A 19,899-nucleotide genomic window follows, 5' to 3' on the forward strand; every position below is an offset into this window, starting at 1 on the left:
AATCGCGGCATTACGCCAGCCGTGGGTAGGCGCTGGCGATATCGTCGCCGGTAAACTGGGCTATCCAGCCTTCCGGGTTGTCGAAGATGCGGATGGCGGTGAAGTTGGGCTCAGAGCCCATATCAAACCAGTGCGGCGTGTGAGCGGGAACCGAAATCAGGTCATTCTTCTCACACAGAACCTGGAACACCTCATCGCCAATATGCAGGCAAAACAGCCCGGCGCCCTCGACGAAGAAGCGCACTTCGTCTTCCCCGTGGGTATGCTCATTGAGAAACTTTTCCCGCAGCGCCTCTTTTTGCGGATTATCCGCGCGCAGGCTGATCACGTCCCAGCTCTGATAGCCTTTCTCTGCCACTAGCTTATCAATCGCATGCTGATAGGCGGCAATGACCGTTTCTGCGGTTGGCGCCGCGCCTAAATCACGGTCGGCCTGCCAGCGCTCGAAACGGACGCCTTTGGCATTGAGCTGCTGCTGGATCTCTTCGGCGTCAGTGCTGTGCCAGAGCGAGTTTTGCGGGTCTTTCACGGAAAAAATGGTTAATGCGCTCATGCTGGGATCTGCTCCGGATGAATATCGTCAAAACGCTGAACCTGCGGATGGTGGCTGGCCGGGTCGCGGTCGCCGCGCACCAGCTGTAGGGTGCGGAAACCGGCCTCTTCCGCGGCATCCAGCTCCTGATGAATATCGGAAAGGAACAGGATGGCGGCAGGAGGCTGTCCCAGCTGCTCAGCAATGTTGCGGTAGGACTGCGCTTCACGCTTGGCGCCTACCAGGGTATCGAAATAGCCGTTGAACAGATGAGTAATATCACCTTCATCGCTGTAGCCAAATAACAATTTCTGCGCTGCAACGGAGCCTGAGGAATATACATATAAATCAATACCCTGTGACCTCCATTTTTCCAACGCCGGCAGAACATCCGGATACAGGTGGCCGGTAAAGTCGCCATGAACGTAGCCATCGCGCCAGATAATGCCCTGCAGCGCCTTGAGGGCAGTCGATTTGCGGTCTTCATCCATAAAGGCGAAGAGGGTCGCAATCAGTTCTTCGGCGCCAGCCGCCGGCTGGGCGATCTCTTCGCGCAGGTTATCGAGAATGGTCTTCACCGGCTCGACAAACTGCTGAGCGGTAACGAAACCGGCCAGGCGTTCGCGGGCGTACGGGAACAGAACGTTGTGGACGAAGCGAATGTCGCTGGTGGTGCCTTCAATATCGGTCACGATAGCGCGGATCATGAGTTCTCCAGAGTGAGCGGTAGGTCGTGCTGACGGTGGCGTTGTGCTGATAGCTGTTTTTCAATCATAAGCGAAATAACGTTATCATTTAGACGTCTAAGCGTCTTGATTGCCAAATATTAACATCGTGTTATAGTGGCTTCAACAACAGCATCACAAACGGTACAAAAAGAATGAGCAATAAGCCACTGATTCCTGAGAGTAAACTCCCCTCACTGGGCACGACCATTTTTAGCCAAATGAGCGCCCTGGCCCAGCAGCATCAGGCGATAAACCTGTCGCAGGGGTTTCCGGATTTCGACGGCCCACGCTATTTGCAGGAGCGACTGGCGTATCATGTTGCGCAGGGAGCCAATCAGTATGCGCCGATGACCGGCGTAGCCGCGCTGCGCGAAGCCATCGTCGATAAAACCGAAGAGCTGTACGGCTACCGTCCCGATGCCAACAGCGACGTGACCGTGACCGCCGGAGCGACGGAAGCGCTGTATGCGGCGATTACCGCCCTGGTGCGCGCCGGCGACGAGGTTATCTGCTTTGACCCAAGCTACGATAGCTATGCCCCGGCGATTGAGCTGTCGGGCGGCGTGCTGAAGCGAATTGCCCTCCAGCCGCCGCATTTTCGCGTTGACTGGCGGCAGTTCGCCGCGAGCCTCAGCGACAAAACTCGACTGGTTATACTCAATACGCCGCACAACCCGTCAGCAACGGTGTGGCTGCGGGAAGATTTTGCCGCGCTATGGCAGGCGATCGCCGATCGTGAAATCTACGTGCTTAGCGATGAAGTTTATGAACATATCTGCTTTGCTGCTGAAGGGCATGCCAGCGTGCTGGCGCATCCGCAGCTGCGCGAACGGGCGGTAGCGGTTTCTTCATTTGGCAAAACCTTTCATATGACCGGCTGGAAGGTCGGCTACTGTGTAGCGCCTGCCGCCATTAGCGCGGAGCTGCGTAAAGTGCATCAGTATCTGACTTTTGCCGTCAATACGCCCGCCCAGCTGGCGATTGCCGATATGCTGCGTCGCGAACCGGAGCATTACCGGCAGCTTCCGGCGTTTTACCGCGAGCGGCGGGATCTGTTTATTGATGCGTTGCGTTCCAGTCGCCTGGAAATTTTGCCCTGCGAAGGGACTTATTTCCTGCTGGCGGACTATAGCGCCGTCTCGGATCTGGATGATGTCAGCTTCTGCCGCTGGTTAACCACCGAAATCGGCGTCGCGGCGATCCCTCTGTCGGTGTTCTGCGCCGATCCGTTCCCGCATAAGCTGATACGCTTGTGCTTCGCCAAACAGCCAGCAACGCTGCTGGCTGCGGCGGAACGACTGTGTCGTCTGTAATTATTTAACGGTCCACGCCTGAGAAAATTGACGGTCGCCGAACATCTCTACCAGACCGTTGATTTGCTTCAGGCGCAATACTTCGTCTGAATCCATACCTAACTCTTTGCCGATTTTAGTATCGGACCAGCCGAGATGCGCCAATTCCTGGACAATTTCCGACATCGCATGAATCTGATGCCGCCCGCGCGCCCGGTTGTGGCGAATGGTCGCGGCCATTAGAGAATCACGCTTAGCGCCGTTGCTTTCCAGGCAGGCGATGGGCAGGTAGCCTTTCAGCCGTTTTTTCAATGTCGCTTTGCCGCTGGCCAGTTCATGACGATGAAAACCATCGATAATGGCGTAGCGCTCCTGCTCCTGTTTCAGCACCACAACGGGTTGCGTGAAGCCATCCGTTTCCAGCGAGGTGAATAACAGGCGCTTTTCAGGCGGCGCAAGGTTATTTGGGTTGTAATCATTAGGCAAAACGTTTTCCTGTTTGACCCACAGCACGCAATCAACCGGTTGTGATTTGAAAGGACTATATTCATGCAGAGTCTGGCGAAAGGCGTTAAGCGCAGTAATCTTTTCCTCTTCATCTTCCAGCGATTGCAGATAGCGTTCAATAGCCTGGATTAATTGTCGTTGCATAGTATTCCCCATTGCTGGCGCTTTTTATTCATACGCTCGCGATAGCGTTTATATTGATGAGATTTGGTCGGACTAAAAGAAAGCTGGCGGCACCAGTAATCATTATTCAGGAGAACTTTGCAGATGCGCCGCCATGAGGGGATATCTTTGGAACCAATGTCCGCCGGTTGTGTATCCGGTATATCCGCCATTCCCTGCTTCTGATACCAGTGCAGATAAACGGCGATTTTATTGCGATAGTGTTCCGCCGTTTTCTCCGGCATGCTATCGAGCAAGAACAGGGCATAGCTTTTCCACGTGTGCTGTTCCGGCTTATCCAGCTTTCGATGACCGTAGAACTGATTATCGTGACCGGCGTAGACCCCGCCGCAGTGGACGCCGCTGACGCGCTGGCACATGGCGGCCCAGCGTTCAGGTTCCAGCACATGGTAGAGCCACAGTCCCTGGCGCTGTTCCGGGCCAAAGGGTTCGCAAATGCGCATATAACGCAGCGGAACGCCCGCCTGATACATCAGGTTATAGAGTGGGTTATAGGACAGGCCGCTTTTACCAAACCAGGTCCAGATATCGGCGGTTTTCCAGTCGTAGATAGGATAGATGTACCATGCGTGACCGCCCGGCGCTGAGGTGGTCCAGGGCTTATCGTCGGCAAAGCGAAGCTTACGCTGCGAGGAGATGGCGATAAACCGATTAAGCGATTCATCGGCACGGATGCCGACCATAACCGCCGCGGGACGGTTTTGCGAAAACCAATCGGCAAATTCGCGGACGAACGTTTCAAAGCTCATACCCGATTGATAAAATGGGAAATAACCCGGATCGGTAATCGCGTCCTTCGGTGGTTGACGCACCCAGCGCGCGCCGGGTTCCCAGCACTGCCATTCGGGGTTGTATTGGGTCAGCGAGTTTTGCGTGGTGAGGGGCAGCGCCACCCAGAAAAATTGCTCAATAACGTCACGATACTCTTCGCGCATCCTTTCGCAATGCGCAATGGTGCAGGAAAACTGCGCTTCCCAATCAACAAACAGGACGCAAATCTTTTTGCCTGTATGGCGGGCATGCTGCGCAGTGAGGTGCAGCATGGTCGTTGAATCTTTACCGCCAGAAAAAGAGACGCAAATGCGAGAGAAGTTATCCATTACCCATTCTATTCTCTGCTGACTGGCCTGCAGAACGGACTCTGGTAATGGAAGTTTTATAAAAGACACAGCCATTATTCCTTTAATGCGAAAGATACTGTGTACTTATATCATATTCTTTTCGTAATCAAGAGATTAGTTATTATTCATTAATTTAATGAAAATTATTTTAATTATTCACCGATATTATTGTTTTCGAAATTGTCGATGAATCTTGCAAACTTGGGGTCATCAAGGTTTACCCGATTATAGATCATGTAAATACTGACGGAGGGGATCTTAAATGGCACGTTGATAACTTTAAATTTATTCTGGAAACTTATATATTCCAGAATGCACGTCGGTACAAAACCGATTAAATCAGTCTGTTGAATAATATTAAGGATGGCGGTGTATGAATCGCTACTGAAAGCGATTTTTCTATCAGCAAGAATGCCTGCAGCCTGGTTTTGAAAGGATTTAGTTCCCTGATCGTTAGACAGATAATAGGTAAAGCGTTCCTGCAGTATGGCTTTTGTCGTGGTCAGCGATGCCAGCCTGGGATGGTTTTCATTACACACCAGCGAAATGTCCATCTCCTGGATGCGCTTACAGACGGTAGCTCGCGATATTAGTGGCAGAGTGCTGAATATCAGGTCGGCTTTACGGTAGGATAGCAAGCTTTCTACCGACTCTCCTGATGCCAGCAGATCGTGATGCTCAACGTGCAGGTTTGAATCATTTAATAGCATATGAATCAAATTAGTTGTTTTAGGGGTAATAAAAAGCTGCGGGGCATAAACCACAAGACGTTTCTTTAATTCAGAACGGTTGGTCAGATAGATAGTTTGTTCTAATTGATTCAGGTTTTTTTCGAGATGATGATGCAGATTAACACCTACCGTAGTCGGCGTTATCCCTTTACCTGAACGAACGAATAGTGGGTCATTTAGCTGGGTACGGAGACGCTGAAGTGACTGACTGACGGCAGAGGGCGTAATAAATAGCGTTTCCGCCGCTTTGCTGATACTTAAATGCTGGTAAATGCATTCAAAAATAACGAGTAGATTCAGATCGAATTTCTTGAGATCGTAAAGGTTAGCCATTTTCAACGTCCTGTTAAGCTGGCAGTAAGAAAAATAGATTATAATATGTTTTCATTATATTTGTTTGGTGAATGTTCGTTCTTAATTATTTAATGCTCGTGTCGTCGTTAAGTTTATCTAAATATATACCACCGTCGCGCATTCCGCCAGATCCTTTTGTTTACTGCAACGCCAGAGACGGAAGGACGTTTATGAAGTCTGGCTTTGCCTCCTTCATAATCTGTAGTTTTTCTTTATCCGCAGCCTCATTGCGTGTTGAATCCTTCTTTCGTTATTCATAAGGTCAATTGCTGATATGACGTTGGCACCGGGATAGCTTATCAACCGGTGAGGGGCATTAAGACGCTTCGTTTGTGCTGGGTGGAAAAGGCCCGATCGTAGAAGCCGGGGATTCAGATCCGCATGAACAGGGGGGGATAGAGTGAAGCCCAGCAAAATCAAAGGTAAAAGTCATGGCTGTGGTAAAACCTATTACAGCCATAGGTAAGACCTGACGCCGCGTGGATTGCCCTTTCGTTCAGCGGGTGATGTAATCGCTGAGCTGTTACATTAAGGTGTAGAGCGCAACACATTGCCAGCTACTGGCGCTGAACCTACCTGCGGGTGTTTCAGGTAACGGGGCCGCCTGCGAGGGCGGCCTTTTTACTTTTCAGCGCATATAATGCGAAACGCGGTAGCGGTTTGCCATCGCGTTGACAGGTTCACAAAGTTGTCTTGTTTCGGTTGTTAGATAACGCTTATTGATTCGATAATGCAAACGCATTGGTCGAGTCAGGAAAAATTCGTTAACTTAGACCTCAACGAAAACACGGAGGAAGTATAGATGTCCTTAATTAATACCAAAATCAAACCTTTCAAAAACCAGGCGTTCAAAAACGGTGAATTCATCGAAGTAACCGAGAAAGATACTGAAGGCCGCTGGAGCGTCTTCTTCTTCTACCCGGCTGACTTCACTTTCGTTTGCCCGACTGAACTGGGCGACGTCGCAGACCATTACGAAGAATTGCAGAAGCTGGGCGTAGATGTGTACTCCGTCTCTACCGATACCCACTTCACCCACAAAGCGTGGCACAGCAGCTCTGAAACCATCGCCAAAATCAAATACGCGATGATCGGCGACCCGACTGGCGCCCTGACCCGTAACTTCGACAACATGCGTGAAGATGAAGGTCTGGCAGATCGTGCAACCTTCGTTGTTGACCCGCAGGGTGTTATCCAGGCTATCGAAGTTACCGCTGAAGGTATCGGCCGTGACGCGTCTGACCTGCTGCGCAAAATCAAAGCAGCTCAGTACGTAGCTTCTCACCCAGGCGAAGTTTGCCCGGCTAAGTGGAAAGAAGGCGAAGCGACTCTGGCTCCATCCCTGGACCTGGTCGGCAAAATCTAAATTTCCGTCGTCTTTCACGCCATAGCTGCGTTGGCGTCGCCTGCTCACCCCGGTCGCTTACTTCAGTAAGCTCTCGGGGATTCTCAGGCTAGCCGCCTTGCTCTGACGCGAAATACTTTGGAAATGACTTCAGTCATGGGCGCACCGGCGCCCATTTCATTCCAACACCATGATGCAAGCGTATTCAGGCTGCCTGGACGAGGCCGCTTGCATGATGATGTTTTAAGCCCAGGAGATAAAAATGCTCGACACCAACATGAAAACCCAGCTCAAGGCCTATCTTGAGAAGCTGACTAAACCTGTTGAGCTGATTGCCACGCTGGATGACGGCGCTAAATCGGCAGAAATCAGGGAACTGCTGGCTGAAATTGCTGAACTGTCAGATAAAGTCACCTTTAAAGAAGATAACGGCCTGGCGGTGCGCAAGCCGTCATTCCTGATTACCAACCCCGGCTCCAGCCAGGGGCCGCGCTTTGCCGGTTCTCCGCTGGGACATGAATTCACCTCTTTAGTTCTTGCTCTGCTGTGGACCGGCGGCCATCCGTCAAAAGAAGCCCAGTCCCTGCTTGAGCAAATCCGCAATATCGACGGCGATTTTGAATTCGAAACCTACTATTCGCTTTCATGTCATAACTGCCCGGATGTGGTTCAGGCGCTGAACCTGATGGCGGTACTGAACCCGCGTATCAAGCACACGGCGATTGACGGCGGAACGTATCAAAATGAAATCACCGAACGCAACGTGATGGGCGTACCGGCAGTATTTATGAACGGTAAGGAATTTGGTCAGGGCCGCATGACGCTGACTGAAATCGTGGCTAAAGTGGATACCGGCGCGGAAAAACGTGCGGCGGAAGAGCTGAATAAACGTGAAGCCTACGATGTCTTAATCGTCGGCTCCGGCCCTTCCGGCGCAGCTGCAGCCGTTTACTCCGCGCGCAAAGGCATTCGTACCGGCCTGATGGGTGAGCGTTTTGGCGGCCAGGTGCTGGATACCGTGGATATCGAAAACTATATCTCGGTACCTAAAACGGAAGGCCAGAAACTGGCTGGCGCATTAAAAGCGCACGTTAGCGAATACGATGTTGATGTTATCGATTCCCAGAGTGCCTCAAAACTGATCCCTGCTGCGGTTGAAGGCGGTCTAAATCAGATTGAAACCGCCTCCGGTGCGGTGCTGAAAGCGCGTAGCGTGATCATTGCTACCGGCGCGAAATGGCGTAACATGAACGTGCCAGGTGAAGATCAGTATCGTACCAAGGGCGTAACCTACTGTCCGCACTGCGACGGCCCGCTGTTTAAGGGCAAGCGTGTGGCGGTGATCGGCGGCGGTAACTCCGGCGTGGAAGCGGCAATCGATCTGGCAGGCGTTGTTGAACATGTCACTCTGCTGGAGTTCGCGCCGGAAATGAAGGCCGATCAGGTTTTGCAGGATAAAGTCCGCAGCCTGAAAAACGTCGATATTATCCTGAACGCGCAGACCACAGAAGTGGTGGGCGACGGCAGCAAAGTCACCGGCCTGCAGTACCGCGACCGGGTGAGCGGCGATGAACATCACGTGGCGCTGGCGGGGATCTTTGTTCAGATAGGTCTGCTGCCGAATACCAACTGGCTGGAAGGCGCGATTGAACGCAACCGCATGGGGGAAATCATCATTGATGCGAAATGTGAAACCAACGTGAAGGGCGTTTTCGCTGCTGGCGACTGCACGACCGTTCCGTATAAACAGATTATTATCGCCACCGGCGAAGGTGCGAAGGCGTCGCTGAGCTCGTTCGATTACCTGATTCGCACTAAAACTGCATAATTCATAATAAAGTAAGACTCAACCTGCATAGTAAAGAGGCTACCCTTGGGTAGCCTCTTTTTTTAGCATGCTGGAGTTACCTGACCACCATCACCGGAATATGGGCATGACGAATCACGCTTGAGGCGTTGGAGCCCAGCAGGTGCGTGCTGATGGAAGGATTGCGGGAGCCAATCACGACCACATCGGCTTTTATTTCATTGGCCAGTTCATTGACCATATCGCGCACGTTGCCAAAGCGGACGTGCATTTTGATTCGCGACGGGTCAATGCTGAAATGTCCAGCCATTGTTTTCAGGCGCGTTTCTGCTTCATGCTGCAAATGCTCTTCAAAGCGGCGCAGGTCGGCGGTAAAACGACTCATCGTGAAGCTTGAAGAACCGGGTAGTACGTGGAGAAGATGGATAACCCCGTCCTGCTGGGCTAAAAACTCGGCATGGCGAACGGCTTTATCGCTTAACTCCATTTCAAAGACATCAACGGGCATAATGATTGTTTTATACATATGCATTCCTCCTTGTTCGTCTGCTTTTATATCAACACATTATAGGAAAGTATTGTGCCATTCAGGTCGCAAAATTGTCAGAACGGCTGGAGTGCGGCGTAAAAGTTTGTCAAATGAGAAGTGAAGAGTGAAAAGTTCAGAAAGAGGATGTGGATACATCCTCTGGATAAAGCGTAAACGCCTCAGGCAGGAAGGGGGTTAACGGTGGAAATCGCCAGCGGCTTCCGGCTGATAGAGCAGTTCCAGCACTTCAAGATGCGTTGAGGTGCCGCCCGGTAATTCCCAGTGAATCGCGCTGCCGACTTTTAGTCCCAGCAGGGCGGCGCCGACCGGGGCCATAACCGATAGCTGAGTGGCGCTATCCGTTACCTGGGCCGGGAAAACCAGGGTGCGGATACGCTCTTCACCGGTTGTTAAATCGCGAAACCTGACCTGGCTATTCATGCTGACAACATCATGCGGCATGGCTTCCGGGGCCAGCATTTGCGCGCGGTCAAGCTCGTCATTTAGCGCGTCCGCGACCGGCGAGTTGGCGAAAGCCGGTTGCTCCAGCAGCCTGTCGATGCGCTCTGCGTCAAGTTCATTAATGATGATTGCGGGTCTGGTCATCTCATACTCCATGTTATCCAGGAACCTGTCCGTAAAAGAAAACCCTCACCGAAAATGGCAAGGGTTAATGTCCTCTCATCATACTGAGACTTGCTGGTGGTTTGAAGTGATTAAACGCACATTCATTAACGAACGATAGCTAAGTCGTATAAAACCTAGCCGGCTTTATCCAGCAGAAATTGCTTACCGCAGTTCCCCGGATGGGGCTGAGGTAAGAATGAGTTAGCGGATAAAGGGGCATTGATAGCCGCGGCTTTGATGGAGATTTGCATCTCAGTCAGATAGGCGGGGTTGCCGTTGCAGGTTAACTTGAACGCCTTAACGTTCTGTTTTCCATAGGCCTCAGCGACCGCGGCGTTGAAGTCATCCCGGCTAACGGTTTGCCCGTAATGTTTGGCCAGGAAAGCGCCAAGGGGGCCTTGCTTAATTTCGCCGTTCAGGCGCACCATGGCGCCGAAATAGTTGTCAGGATCAAACCCAAAGCAAACGCCATGCTTGGCGTATTCATAACGTTCAAGACATGAGTTGCCGCCCGAACCCGGCATGACGCCGTTAAGTTTATTCGCCATTTCCAGCGATAGACCGGTTTCCGCCGCCCGACATTTTTGCCCGGCTTTCGCTTCCGGCATATTGGGGACAGGGCGGGTCGCGCAGCCAAAACGCATCCAGCGGCGCTCGTCCACTCCGCGCGCGGCAATGGATTTTGGCAGACTCGGCCACAGGCCGTGAACGGTCAGGAAATCGGCTTTATTGCTGCGTTCTTGCTGCAGGCGACACTCTTCCGGCTCGCCGCGGTTTCGGTCTTGCATACTTTGGCAGAACCCCGTTTGCCAGGAGAGAGCCAGCACGTAGCGATCAAAATCACCGTATTGCGTGGCGATCAGCGGATCCGCGCTGACCTGGGCGGCACTAAGCAAAAGGGCAATGGCGACGAAATCCTTCCTGAACATTTTTATTCCTGATGACAAATGGTCATTGATAACATTGCGTTATTAAAGCATAAAAAAGGCGCCAACAGGCGCCTTTTCACAGGGGGTCACCGTTAGCGGATTGCGCTGCCGGGAACCAGCACTTCGGTGGCGATAATAACCACTAGCAAACCCACCAGAACCGGGACAGAGGTCCGTTTTACCACCTCGAACGGTGATATTTTTGCCATCCCGGCGACAGCGACCACCACGCCGGATACCGGCGAAATGGTTCGTCCAAGGTTAGACGCCTGCAGCATCGGTATCGAAAGATAAGCCGGATTGATACCGGAAGAGTGCGCCAGCTTCGGGATCATCTCAACGAAAGCATAGAAGGGGGCGTTACCGGAACCGGTGGTCATGGCCGCCAGCATGGTCAGAATGACCAGCACCAGCATCAGAATAATGCTGGCGGAGCCGAACGACGTGGCAATAGAAATCAGACCGTTAATAAAGCCAATGGTACTCAGCCCCTGAGCAAAGACGCCGGCGGCGACCAGCAGCATCACCACTCCGGCAAAAGCGTCAGCCATGCCGCGATACGCCGCTTCCAGGCCGTTAAACACATTTTTGGTGTTAAAGCCGCGGCAGAATTCCAGAATCGCCGCCAGCAGCATGCAGAGAACCAGAATGGTGATGATATGCAACTCCGGGCCCCATTTGCCATCGAAAATCAGTACCCCAACGATCGGCGTAAACGGCAGGATGGCGTAGAAAGCGGGAGCGGTGGTGGTTATTTCGTTCACATCGAGCATTTCATGGACGACGTTTTCTTTTTTATCCAGATAACGCTGCCAGAAAAAGTGAGCGATCGCCATGCTGATGATAGCGACAATTGAGATGGGCAGCGTGGTTTTAAAGGCAAAGTCAATCAGCGGCATTTCGGCGGCCTTAGCGGCCAGCACGACATCACCGGAGGTCGGTGACAGAATAATCGCCGCCGGAGAGGCGCAAATAGCGGCGGCGGCACCGCGGCTGATGCCAACGTTGACCATGACCGGGAACAGCGTCGCCATCAGCAGCACCCCAAGACCAGTTGCCGAGGAGACGGCCAGCGACATCAGGCAGGCAACGAAATACGCGGCGATCATCAGTAGATAGGGTGAGTTAATGAAGCGCAGCGGTTTTGACGCCAGCTTCACCACCATGTCATTGGCGCCGATGTGCGTCATATAAGTCGCGAACCCGCAGAGCATCATGATCATCATGCCGAGGTCGCCGCCGCGGCTCATAAGCATTATCTTGATATATTCAACAATATCGGTGGCGGAGTAACCGGTGCTCTTTGCGTCGCCTGGTAAAATCTTATGCCCCATTAGCGCACTGGCGATGAGTAATACTAAGCCACCGACGAATAGCACGCCGGTGGCTGAATAGCCTTTAATGATGTAGCGGGCGACGCCCACAATGACCACAATCCCAATCAGGATCTCTACTAGCGTAAGCATTCTTTTACCCCTAAACCATTAATCCAAAGAATCTGCTGATAAATAAAGCGAAGGAAAAATTAAGTGAGCGAATGTGCCTAAAAAACGGGCGAAACTCGCTGATGCAAATCAATAAATCGATGAGAATCTCTCGCTGACGGTACAAGGCCGGCATAGTTAAACGTTAGCTAAGAGGGATTTCAGATTTTTTGTACCGGGCAAATCAAGAGTTTGCCTAATTCCGTTAAGGTAGTATTAAGTTTATCTTTGCTATCTTACTCCGCTTTAAAAATGATACTGGTAAGAGAAAGTGTTAATGCGACGTCGATTTATTGGATTTTTTCTTGGATGCCTGGGCCTGCTGCTATCATCCACCTCCGCTAATGCATCGTTCAGCTCGACGCTTCGCGACGGCTACAACACGCTGAGCGATAACGTCTCGCAGACGTGGAATGAGCCTGAGCACTACGATCTTTATATCCCTGCGGTGACCTGGCATGCCCGTTTCGCCTACGATAAAGAGAAAACGGACCGGTATAACGAACGCCCGTGGGGCGCCGGCTTCGGGGTCTCGCGCTGGGACGATAAAGGAAACTGGCATGGCATCTATCTGATGGCCTTTAAAGACTCTTATAACAAGTGGGAGCCTATCGGCGGCTATGGCTGGGAGAAGACGTGGCGTCCGCTGGCGGACGATAATTTCCACTTGGGTCTGGGCTACACGCTTGGCGTGACGGCGCGTGATAACTGGAACTATATCCCTATTCCGGTCATGCTGCCCCTGGCTTCCATCGGTTACGGTCCGGCAACATTCCAGATGACCTATATACCCGGTACCTACAACAACGGTAACGTTTACTTTGCCTGGGCGCGCATTCAGTTTTGATGCGAATTTTGATAGCCATAAAAGAGATAAGCGGACTGTCTTGTGGAAAAACAAAGACTAAAGTGAACCCTGTACAAAAAGATAGAGACTTTTATCACTTTTTAGCAAAGTTGCGCTGGACAAAAGGTACCACAATTGGTGTACTGATACCCGACACAGTATTAGTGTCGATTTTTTCATATAAAGGTAATTTTGATGTCTAAGATTAAAGGTAACGTTAAGTGGTTTAATGAGTCCAAAGGATTCGGTTTCATTACTCCGGAAGATGGCAGCAAAGATGTATTCGTACATTTCTCTGCAATCCAGTCCAACGGTTTCAAAACTCTGGCTGAAGGTCAGCGCGTAGAGTTCGAAATCACTAACGGTGCCAAAGGCCCTTCTGCTGCAAACGTAATGCCTATCTAAGCAACGCGTCAGTAGAATATAAAAACCCGCTCATGGCGGGTTTTTTTTTGCCTGCGGTTAGCGGCTGGCGGCATGAGAGAACAGCCAGAACGCAGCGGCGGTCATGGCAAATGAGCCTAATAAGTTGACGAGTACGTTGAGTAACGCCCAGCTAAGGCGCCCTTGCTGCAGGAGAAACACCACCTCGGCGGAGAACGTGGAGAAGGTGGTCAGCCCGCCGCAAAAGCCGGTGGTGATAAGCAGCTTCCACATCGGATCGATATCCGTCAGGCGATTAAACCATGCCAGCCCTGCGCCGATAATAAAAGCCCCCAGCAGGTTAGCGGTGAGCGTACCAATGGGGATAGCATGATGCATGGGGTTAAACTTCATACCCAGCCACCAGCGCAAAACGCTGCCGGTGCCGCCGCCAAGAAACACAGCAAAAAGGAGTTGCAACACGGTCATTCCCTGTTTATTGATTGAGACTAAACTTCGAGTGTAGCGCGCGAAAGGCCTTACTGGCTACGACTAACCTGACGGGAGAGAAAAGATGCTTGTTGCTGCCGGACAATTTGCCGTAACGCCGGACTGGAGTGAAAACGCGCAGACCTGCGTCAGTATGATGCGTCTGGCCGCGGAGCGGGGGGCATCTCTTCTGGTTCTGCCAGAGGCGTTGCTGGCGCGAGACGATAACGATGCGGATTTGTCAGTTAAATCCGCCCAGCAGCTTGATGGCGACTTTTTACAGCTCTTGCTGGCAGAGAGCGAAAATAGTGCGTTGACGACGGTGCTGACCCTGCATATCCCTTCCGGCGAAGGTCGAGCGACGAATACGCTGGTGGCCCTGCGTCAGGGGAAGATTGTGGAGCAATACCAGAAACTGCATCTCTATGATGCGTTCAATATCCAGGAATCCAGGTTGGTCGATGCCGGGCGGCAAATTCCGCCGCTGATCGAAGTCGATGGGATGCGCGTCGGGCTGATGACCTGCTACGATTTACGTTTCCCTGAACTGGCGCTGTCGTTAGCGCTCAGCGGTGCGCAGCTTATCGTGTTGCCTGCCGCGTGGGTAAAAGGGCCGCTGAAGGAGCATCACTGGGCGACGCTGCTGGCGGCACGGGCGCTGGATACCACCTGCTATATTGTCGCCGCAGGAGAGTGCGGGACGCGTAATATCGGCCAAAGCCGTATTATCGACCCCTTAGGGACAACGCTTGCCGGGGCGGGAGAGCGACCGCAGTTGATTTTTTCTGAACTTTCAGCTGATTATATCCAGCAGGTACGCGAGCGCCTGCCGGTGTTGCGTAATCGCCGCTTTGCGCCACCGCAATTATTATGACGTTTTTTTAAACAAGGCTTGATTCACCTTGTTACAGATTGCTATTGTGTCCGCGCGTCAAATAGCCGTTAATTGTATGCGTGTATGATGGCGTATTCGCAGCTTGTATTAGAGAAGAAGGTTAGCTATGGGTGAGATTAGTATTACCAAACTGCTGGTAGTCGCAGCGCTGATTATCCTGGTGTTTGGTACCAAAAAGTTACGCACGCTGGGTGGAGACCTGGGCTCGGCTATCAAAGGCTTTAAAAAAGCCATGAACGATGACGATGACAGTGCGAAGAAGACCAGTGCTGAAGAAGCGCCGGCACAGAAGCTCTCTCATAAAGAGTAATTCGCGACGAGTTTCCTGATAGAGGAGGCTCGCTACCGACGGGGCTAAACCGCGTCGGCAAAGAGGCCGCAACGTTAACGCTGCGGCCTTTTTTATGTTAAATGCATGTACACTGGTCTAAAAAGATGCAACCAACTGTTACCGCGTTGGGCTTTTTCTCAGGAAAAGAATGCATTGGCAGGATGGACCGCAGCGCGAAAAATATCACGCCGCGGTTGGGAGGGGTTACTTCACTTCCATGCCTTTGGCCTGCAGGTCGGCATGATAGGACGAGCGAACGAACGGCCCGCAGGCAGCGTGGGTAAAGCCCATGGCCATCGCTTCGGCTTTCATCTCTTCGAACTCATCCGGGCTCACGTAGCGCTGTACCGGCAGGTGATGGCGGCTCGGCTGCAAATACTGGCCTAACGTCAGCATGGTGACGCCATGGCGACGCAGATCGCGCATCACTTCTACGATTTCAGCATTGGTTTCGCCTAAACCAACCATCAGGCCCGATTTCGTCGGGATCTCTGGATGTGCTTCTTTAAAGCGTTCCAGCAGCTTCAGCGACCAGTTGTAGTCGGCGCCAGGGCGTACCTGGCGATACAGGCGCGGCACGTTTTCCAGGTTATGGTTAAACACGTCCGGCGGCGTCGCCTGGAGGATTTCCAGCGCACGATCCATACGGCCGCGGAAGTCCGGTACCAGGGTTTCAATTTTAATCGTCGGGCTTTTTTCACGAATCGCTTTGATGCAGTCGGCAAAGTGCTGAGCGCCGCCATCGCGCAGATCGTCCCGATCCACGGAAGTCACCACCACATAGCGCAGCGCCATATCGGCGATGGTTTGCGCCAGCTTCTGCGGCTCGTTGGCGTCCGGCGTAACCGGGCGACCGTGGGCAACATCGCAGAACGGGCAACGACGGGTACAGATGGCACCCAGAATCATAAAGGTTGCCGTTCCGTGATTAAAACATTCCGCGAGGTTAGGGCAAGAGGCTTCTTCGCACACGGAGTGCAGGCCGTTCTTACGCATCGCTGCCTTAATCCCCTGGATACGGGACGAGTCAGCCGGAAGTTTGATTTTCATCCATTCCGGTTTTCTGAGCAGAGCTTCACGCTCAGTTGCCACGTTTTTCACCGGGATAAGGGCCATTTTATCGGCATCGCGGTATTTAACACCGCGTTCCATCACAATGGGTTTACTCATAGCGTGCGTGTTCCAGTTGCGAGTGACGAAGGAAAGCGAATCAATTCAAGTAAATGTTGCATTTATCAACTATTTTTGAATTAAACGCAGGCAGTATATCATTGATACGGGGGATAAAGCAGCCTGCTGGCCGGCAAATTGTAAAATAGTTGTTGTTTTATGCTTTTCCCTCACGTGCTTTATCGACTAAAAAGCCTGGCGAATCGTCTCAACGATCTCTTTCAGCAAGGGCTCCTTCGCGCTGAGCTTGTTATAGTGCAGCGCAATATCAATTCTTTCTTCCCGCAGAGGCGGAAAATCGATCATTTTTAAGGGCCAAATCTTCTCGACCAGCGAGAACATTCCGGACGTGATTAGCCCCAGCATATCGCTGTCGTTGACCAGGGCTGCTTGAGTTAACAGATTGTAGCTGCTGAACCCATAGCGACGTTCGCCGAGATGCTCATGCAGGTGGCGCAGGATCGTCGTATAGCGCTGGCCTTCAGGCTGCAGAAGCGCGAATTCATATTGACTGAGATTTGCTGAGGTTGCCGGCAGCGTCAGGGCCGGATGCCCTGCCCGGCAGAAGATATGTACGCTATCCTGAAATAGCACATGGTGCGTAATCCCCTGCCCGCTGTGGGGGAAACTGTCAACCAGCAGGTCAACCTGACGCTGGTTTAACTGGCTGGCCGCGTCGGTGATGGCGACATTGTGCAGCAAAATCTGGGGAAAGACGCTCCGCAGCTGCCTGGTGATAACCGGCATGATCAACGCGCCAATAGCCGGCGAGGTAGCCACGGTTATCACCCGCTCGCTCCGGGTATTCCCGGTTAAATCCAGGGCGTTAAGAAATGCCTCCATACCCTGGCTAATATGCTTATGAAGATGCGAGGCATAAGCCGTTGGCGTTACGCCCTGGCCCTTGCGGATAAAAAGCGGGTCAGGGAAGAGGGCGCGCAGTTTGTTGATGGACTGACTAATCGCAGAGGGCGTGATATTCAGTATTTTGGCCGCGTTGACGATACCTTTATGGACGTAAACCGCTTCAAAAATAGTGAGTAAATTGAGATCGATATTACGCAGAATGCGAAACATCTGCCGATCGTGGCGATCGTCAAGGCGTTCGGTTGGTTCTGTCTGAGAGTTATTTTCGTCCACTCTATATTTCCGCTAGTGATGATTAGCACCATTATAGCGGTCACAATTATTTTATTAGTGATAATTGATTGCAAAAATAAAGACTTAATCCAGGCGGATGTAAAAATGTGACGTCCCGCGTTCACGGGACGTGATAGCTAGCAAGATTGAATATATTCCGCCGGCGGATCGTTTAGTAAAGCCAGCAGATTGGCGGCGAGGCGTGGCGCGACGGTATCCGTACGGGCATCGGGCCGCCACTGGCGCATCTGCGTCATCTCCATTCCGGCATAACCGCATGGGTTAATCCTGAGGAACGGTGACAGATCCATGTTGATATTCAGCGCCAGACCGTGGAATGAGCAACCTTTGCGGATGCGCAAACCCAGAGAGCAGATCTTCTGTTCGCCCACGTAGACACCGGGCGCGTCTGCCCGCGGATGCGATTCAATACCATACTCCGCCAGGGTGTTAACGACGGTTTGCTCTAAAAGAGTCACCAGCTCACGCACGCCCAGCTTGCGGCGTTTAAGGTTCAACAGAACGTACATCACCTGCTGTCCGGGGCCATGATAGGTGACCTGTCCGCCGCGATCGCTCTGAATAACCGGTATCTCGCCGGGGACCAGAACATGTTCAGCCTTTCCGGCCTGACCCTGCGTGAACACCGGGTGATGCTCCACCAGCCAGATTTCATCCAGGGTGGCATCGTCGCGGGTATCGGTAAACTCATGCATTGCCTGCGAGACAGGTTCGTAAGGTTGCAGGCCGAGCTGGCGGATGAGGATTTTATTGTGCTGCAAAACAACGTCTCCGCAGAGAGAGAATGACTTGAGTGGGGGAGTATATCACAGCGAGAAAGACCCGGCGCAGGGCCGGGTCGGGGGAATAGATTTACAGTACCATCCGTACGATTTCAATATTGCCCAGTTCTTCATACAGGGTTTCTACCTGCTCAATGTGGGTTGCATTGATGGTAATAGAGACTGAGTGGTAGTTGCCTTTGCTGCTGGGTTTTACCGTCGGAGAGTAATCACCTGGTGCATGGCGCTGTACCACTTCAACCACCTGGTCAACCAGCTCCGGCAACGCCTGTCCCATTACTTTGTAAGTAAATGGTGTAGGGAATTCAAGCAGTTCGTTAAGTTTGGTTTTCATGTCAGCTCCGGTGTTACAACAAAAAATAATAACTCCCACGACGTGTGGGAGTTATCAGGATATCTAGTATATGGGGATGTAAATCACACTTTCAAGTGGTCGATTTTTAACCAAACCAGTGATGGAACATTAACTTAATGTAATCAATGATTTTGCCGAAGAAATTGCCTTCCTGGATTTCCTGCAACACGACTAGCGGGCGCTGATCGATCGTTTTGCCATCCAGTTGGAAGTTAATCGTGCCGACCACCTGATTTTTCTGCAGCGGCGCGTGCAGTTCGGCGTTATTCAGCACGTAGCTGGCTTTCAGATCTTTCATGCGGCCGCGCGGGATAGTCAGATAAACGTCTTTATCCACGCCGAGAGAGGCGCGATCGCTATCGCCGAACCAGGCGGGTTCAGAAGCGAACTCTTTACCGGCTTTAATTGGGTTAACGGTTTCGAAGAAGCGGAAGCCCCAGGTCAGCAGCTTTTTGCTTTCGGACTCGCGGCCTTTAAAAGTACGGCCGCCCATTACGGCGGAGATCAGGCGCATCTGGCCTTCGGTTGCGGAAGCCACGAGGTTATAGCCCGCTTTGTCGGTATGGCCGGTTTTAATACCGTCGACGTTCAGGCTGTTGTCCCACAGTAGCCCGTTGCGGTTGAGTTGGCGAATACCGTTGAAGGTAAACTCTTTTTCTTTATAGATGGTGTATTCGTTCGGGACATCGCGAACCAGCGCCTGGCCAATAAGCGCCATGTCGCGCGCAGAACTGAATTGACCATCGGCATCCAGGCCGTGAACGGTCTGGAAGTGGGTATTTTTCAGGCCAAGGGCGTTAACGTAGTTGTTCATCAGGCTGACGAAGGCATCCTGACTACCCGCGACGTAGTCGGCCATCGCCACGCAGGCGTCGTTGCCGGACTGCAGGTTGATACCGCGGATCAGCTGGGATACCGGCACTTGCATACCCGGTTTGAGGAACATCAACGAGGAGCCTTTAAAGACCGGGTTGCCGGTCGCCCATGCGTCGTTACCCACGGTGACCAGGTCGGACTCTTTAAACTTGCCCGCTTTCATGGCCTGACCAATCACATAGCTGGTCATCATCTTGGTCAGACTTGCCGGGTCACGGCGGGAGTCGGCGTTGTTTTCTGCCAGTACTTTGCCTGAGTTGTAATCGATAAGAATCCAGGATTCGGCGTCAATCTGCGGGGCGCCTGGGATCATAGTTTTGATATTCAGGTCATCGGCGCGGGCAGCGGAGGACAGCGCTGCCACGGAGAGCGCCGTAACGAGTAAACGAGCGGTAAAAGAGGTCTTCATGGTCTGAACAACGGCATCCGTGATGGAGTTAAAAAAGTGCCTTACTATAACA

22 protein-coding genes are annotated in these 19,899 nt (G+C 52.2%); 7 read left to right on the forward strand and 15 right to left on the reverse strand.

All coding sequences use genetic code 11. The annotated features are described in order from the left end of the window. Positions 1-10: 10 nt before the first annotated feature. Together KCG39_RS26175 and mtnC are read right to left on the reverse strand one after the other, a co-directional pair. Positions 11-553, reverse strand: coding sequence for a 1,2-dihydroxy-3-keto-5-methylthiopentene dioxygenase (locus KCG39_RS26175; protein ID WP_004130392.1), 543 nt, complete (start codon positions 551-553; stop codon positions 11-13). After that, complete coding sequence (gene mtnC / locus KCG39_RS26180; protein ID WP_004130394.1) at positions 550-1,239, reverse strand: acireductone synthase; 690 nt, start codon at positions 1,237-1,239, stop codon at positions 550-552. The genes KCG39_RS26175 and mtnC overlap by 4 nt, the downstream gene beginning before the upstream one ends. Positions 1,240-1,427: 188 nt before the next feature. Between mtnC and KCG39_RS26185 the strand changes: the two genes are divergently transcribed. Next, positions 1,428-2,573, forward strand: coding sequence for a pyridoxal phosphate-dependent aminotransferase (locus KCG39_RS26185; protein WP_176690163.1), 1,146 nt, complete (start codon positions 1,428-1,430; stop codon positions 2,571-2,573). Here KCG39_RS26185 and KCG39_RS26190 read toward each other — a convergent pair whose 3' ends face one another. The 3 genes from KCG39_RS26190 to citR form a co-directional block, all read right to left on the reverse strand. Further along, positions 2,574-3,203 carry an IbrB-like domain-containing protein gene (locus KCG39_RS26190; RefSeq protein ID WP_004130398.1) on the reverse strand — a complete coding sequence of 210 codons (630 nt, stop codon included), beginning with the start codon at positions 3,201-3,203 and terminating at the stop codon, positions 2,574-2,576. Next, on the reverse strand, positions 3,188-4,411 hold the full coding sequence (locus KCG39_RS26195) for a phosphoadenosine phosphosulfate reductase (protein ID WP_004130400.1): 1,224 nt from the start codon (positions 4,409-4,411) through the stop codon (positions 3,188-3,190). Before KCG39_RS26195 ends, KCG39_RS26190 begins: the two co-directional genes overlap by 16 nt. A gap of 104 nt (positions 4,412-4,515) precedes the next feature. Beyond that, entirely contained in the window at positions 4,516-5,427 is a 912-nt protein-coding gene (gene citR / locus KCG39_RS26200; protein WP_049112035.1) for a DNA-binding transcriptional repressor CitR, read from the reverse strand. Positions 5,428-6,250: 823 nt separating this feature from the next. Between citR and ahpC the strand changes: the two genes are divergently transcribed. Together ahpC and ahpF are read left to right on the forward strand one after the other, a co-directional pair. After that, positions 6,251-6,814: an alkyl hydroperoxide reductase subunit C gene (gene ahpC / locus KCG39_RS26205; protein WP_004130404.1), complete on the forward strand. Its 564-nt coding sequence runs from the start codon at positions 6,251-6,253 to the stop codon at positions 6,812-6,814. Between the two features lie 241 nt (positions 6,815-7,055). Then, positions 7,056-8,621, forward strand: a complete 1,566-nt coding sequence (gene ahpF, locus KCG39_RS26210; protein ID WP_142467806.1) for an alkyl hydroperoxide reductase subunit F — start codon at positions 7,056-7,058, stop codon at positions 8,619-8,621. Positions 8,622-8,697: 76 nt separating this feature from the next. On the opposite strand, the gene uspG is transcribed toward ahpF, so the two are convergent. The 4 genes from uspG to dcuC form a co-directional block, all read right to left on the reverse strand. Beyond that, positions 8,698-9,126: a universal stress protein UspG gene (uspG, locus tag KCG39_RS26215; RefSeq protein WP_004100140.1), complete on the reverse strand. Its 429-nt coding sequence runs from the start codon at positions 9,124-9,126 to the stop codon at positions 8,698-8,700. A gap of 198 nt (positions 9,127-9,324) precedes the next feature. Then, positions 9,325-9,735 (reverse strand): nucleoside diphosphate kinase regulator, encoded by a 411-nt coding sequence (gene rnk, locus KCG39_RS26220; protein ID WP_004111326.1) that lies wholly within the window; start codon positions 9,733-9,735, stop codon positions 9,325-9,327. A gap of 155 nt (positions 9,736-9,890) precedes the next feature. Then, positions 9,891-10,685 (reverse strand): ribonuclease I, encoded by a 795-nt coding sequence (gene rna, locus KCG39_RS26225; protein ID WP_004130406.1) that lies wholly within the window; start codon positions 10,683-10,685, stop codon positions 9,891-9,893. Between the two features lie 92 nt (positions 10,686-10,777). Further along, positions 10,778-12,151 carry an anaerobic C4-dicarboxylate transporter DcuC gene (gene dcuC / locus KCG39_RS26230; protein ID WP_211811499.1) on the reverse strand — a complete coding sequence of 458 codons (1,374 nt, stop codon included), beginning with the start codon at positions 12,149-12,151 and terminating at the stop codon, positions 10,778-10,780. 289 nt (positions 12,152-12,440) lie between these two features. On the opposite strand from dcuC, the gene pagP reads away from it, so the two are divergent. After that, a complete protein-coding gene (gene pagP / locus KCG39_RS26235) occupies positions 12,441-13,016 on the forward strand; it encodes a lipid IV(A) palmitoyltransferase PagP (protein ID WP_185910489.1) in 576 nt (191 codons plus the stop codon). Between the two features lie 195 nt (positions 13,017-13,211). Beyond that, positions 13,212-13,421 (forward strand): transcription antiterminator/RNA stability regulator CspE, encoded by a 210-nt coding sequence (gene cspE / locus KCG39_RS26240; RefSeq protein ID WP_004100146.1) that lies wholly within the window; start codon positions 13,212-13,214, stop codon positions 13,419-13,421. 57 nt (positions 13,422-13,478) lie between these two features. Here the strand turns inward: cspE and crcB are convergent, their stop codons facing one another. Continuing rightward, on the reverse strand, positions 13,479-13,862 hold the full coding sequence (gene crcB, locus KCG39_RS26245) for a fluoride efflux transporter CrcB (RefSeq protein ID WP_004130409.1): 384 nt from the start codon (positions 13,860-13,862) through the stop codon (positions 13,479-13,481). Between the two features lie 91 nt (positions 13,863-13,953). On the opposite strand from crcB, the gene KCG39_RS26250 reads away from it, so the two are divergent. Together KCG39_RS26250 and tatE are read left to right on the forward strand one after the other, a co-directional pair. Further along, the gene (locus tag KCG39_RS26250) at positions 13,954-14,742 is read left to right on the forward strand and encodes a deaminated glutathione amidase (protein ID WP_087828672.1); all 789 of its coding nucleotides are present in this window, start codon (positions 13,954-13,956) and stop codon (positions 14,740-14,742) included. 127 nt (positions 14,743-14,869) lie between these two features. After that, entirely contained in the window at positions 14,870-15,073 is a 204-nt protein-coding gene (gene tatE, locus KCG39_RS26255) for a twin-arginine translocase subunit TatE (protein WP_004130411.1), read from the forward strand. A gap of 225 nt (positions 15,074-15,298) precedes the next feature. Here tatE and lipA read toward each other — a convergent pair whose 3' ends face one another. The 5 genes from lipA to dacA form a co-directional block, all read right to left on the reverse strand. After that, positions 15,299-16,264: a lipoyl synthase gene (lipA, locus tag KCG39_RS26260; protein ID WP_004130412.1), complete on the reverse strand. Its 966-nt coding sequence runs from the start codon at positions 16,262-16,264 to the stop codon at positions 15,299-15,301. A 186-nt stretch (positions 16,265-16,450) separates the two neighbouring features. Then, a complete protein-coding gene (locus tag KCG39_RS26265) occupies positions 16,451-17,404 on the reverse strand; it encodes a YbeF family transcriptional regulator (RefSeq protein WP_004130413.1) in 954 nt (317 codons plus the stop codon). Between the two features lie 137 nt (positions 17,405-17,541). Continuing rightward, positions 17,542-18,186 carry a lipoyl(octanoyl) transferase LipB gene (gene lipB, locus KCG39_RS26270; RefSeq protein ID WP_004130414.1) on the reverse strand — a complete coding sequence of 215 codons (645 nt, stop codon included), beginning with the start codon at positions 18,184-18,186 and terminating at the stop codon, positions 17,542-17,544. Between the two features lie 91 nt (positions 18,187-18,277). Continuing rightward, the gene (ybeD, locus tag KCG39_RS26275; RefSeq protein WP_004100153.1) at positions 18,278-18,541 is read right to left on the reverse strand and encodes a DUF493 family protein YbeD; all 264 of its coding nucleotides are present in this window, start codon (positions 18,539-18,541) and stop codon (positions 18,278-18,280) included. 106 nt (positions 18,542-18,647) lie between these two features. After that, positions 18,648-19,847: a D-alanyl-D-alanine carboxypeptidase DacA gene (gene dacA / locus KCG39_RS26280; RefSeq protein ID WP_032742271.1), complete on the reverse strand. Its 1,200-nt coding sequence runs from the start codon at positions 19,845-19,847 to the stop codon at positions 18,648-18,650. Positions 19,848-19,899 lie beyond the last annotated feature (52 nt).

The sequence above is a fragment of the Klebsiella pasteurii genome, assembly GCF_018139045.1.
GTDB classification, from domain to species: Bacteria; Pseudomonadota; Gammaproteobacteria; order Enterobacterales; family Enterobacteriaceae; genus Klebsiella; species Klebsiella grimontii.

What these genes read in the sequence shown, in the direction of transcription:
- KCG39_RS26175 (WP_004130392.1), bottom strand. Translation starts at nt 553, where the DNA reads ATGAGCGCATTAACCATTTTTTCCGTGAAAGACCCGCAAAACTCGCTC.
- mtnC (WP_004130394.1), bottom strand. Translation starts at nt 1,239, where the DNA reads ATGATCCGCGCTATCGTGACCGATATTGAAGGCACCACCAGCGACATT.
- KCG39_RS26190 (WP_004130398.1), bottom strand. Translation starts at nt 3,203, where the DNA reads ATGCAACGACAATTAATCCAGGCTATTGAACGCTATCTGCAATCGCTG.
- citR (WP_049112035.1), bottom strand. Translation starts at nt 5,427, where the DNA reads ATGGCTAACCTTTACGATCTCAAGAAATTCGATCTGAATCTACTCGTT.
- ahpC (WP_004130404.1), top strand. Translation starts at nt 6,251, where the DNA reads ATGTCCTTAATTAATACCAAAATCAAACCTTTCAAAAACCAGGCGTTC.
- ahpF (WP_142467806.1), top strand. Translation starts at nt 7,056, where the DNA reads ATGCTCGACACCAACATGAAAACCCAGCTCAAGGCCTATCTTGAGAAG.
- uspG (WP_004100140.1), bottom strand. Translation starts at nt 9,126, where the DNA reads ATGTATAAAACAATCATTATGCCCGTTGATGTCTTTGAAATGGAGTTA.
- rnk (WP_004111326.1), bottom strand. Translation starts at nt 9,735, where the DNA reads ATGACCAGACCCGCAATCATCATTAATGAACTTGACGCAGAGCGCATC.
- rna (WP_004130406.1), bottom strand. Translation starts at nt 10,685, where the DNA reads ATGTTCAGGAAGGATTTCGTCGCCATTGCCCTTTTGCTTAGTGCCGCC.
- dcuC (WP_211811499.1), bottom strand. Translation starts at nt 12,151, where the DNA reads ATGCTTACGCTAGTAGAGATCCTGATTGGGATTGTGGTCATTGTGGGC.
- cspE (WP_004100146.1), top strand. Translation starts at nt 13,212, where the DNA reads ATGTCTAAGATTAAAGGTAACGTTAAGTGGTTTAATGAGTCCAAAGGA.
- KCG39_RS26250 (WP_087828672.1), top strand. Translation starts at nt 13,954, where the DNA reads ATGCTTGTTGCTGCCGGACAATTTGCCGTAACGCCGGACTGGAGTGAA.
- tatE (WP_004130411.1), top strand. Translation starts at nt 14,870, where the DNA reads ATGGGTGAGATTAGTATTACCAAACTGCTGGTAGTCGCAGCGCTGATT.
- lipA (WP_004130412.1), bottom strand. Translation starts at nt 16,264, where the DNA reads ATGAGTAAACCCATTGTGATGGAACGCGGTGTTAAATACCGCGATGCC.
- ybeD (WP_004100153.1), bottom strand. Translation starts at nt 18,541, where the DNA reads ATGAAAACCAAACTTAACGAACTGCTTGAATTCCCTACACCATTTACT.
- dacA (WP_032742271.1), bottom strand. Translation starts at nt 19,847, where the DNA reads ATGAAGACCTCTTTTACCGCTCGTTTACTCGTTACGGCGCTCTCCGTG.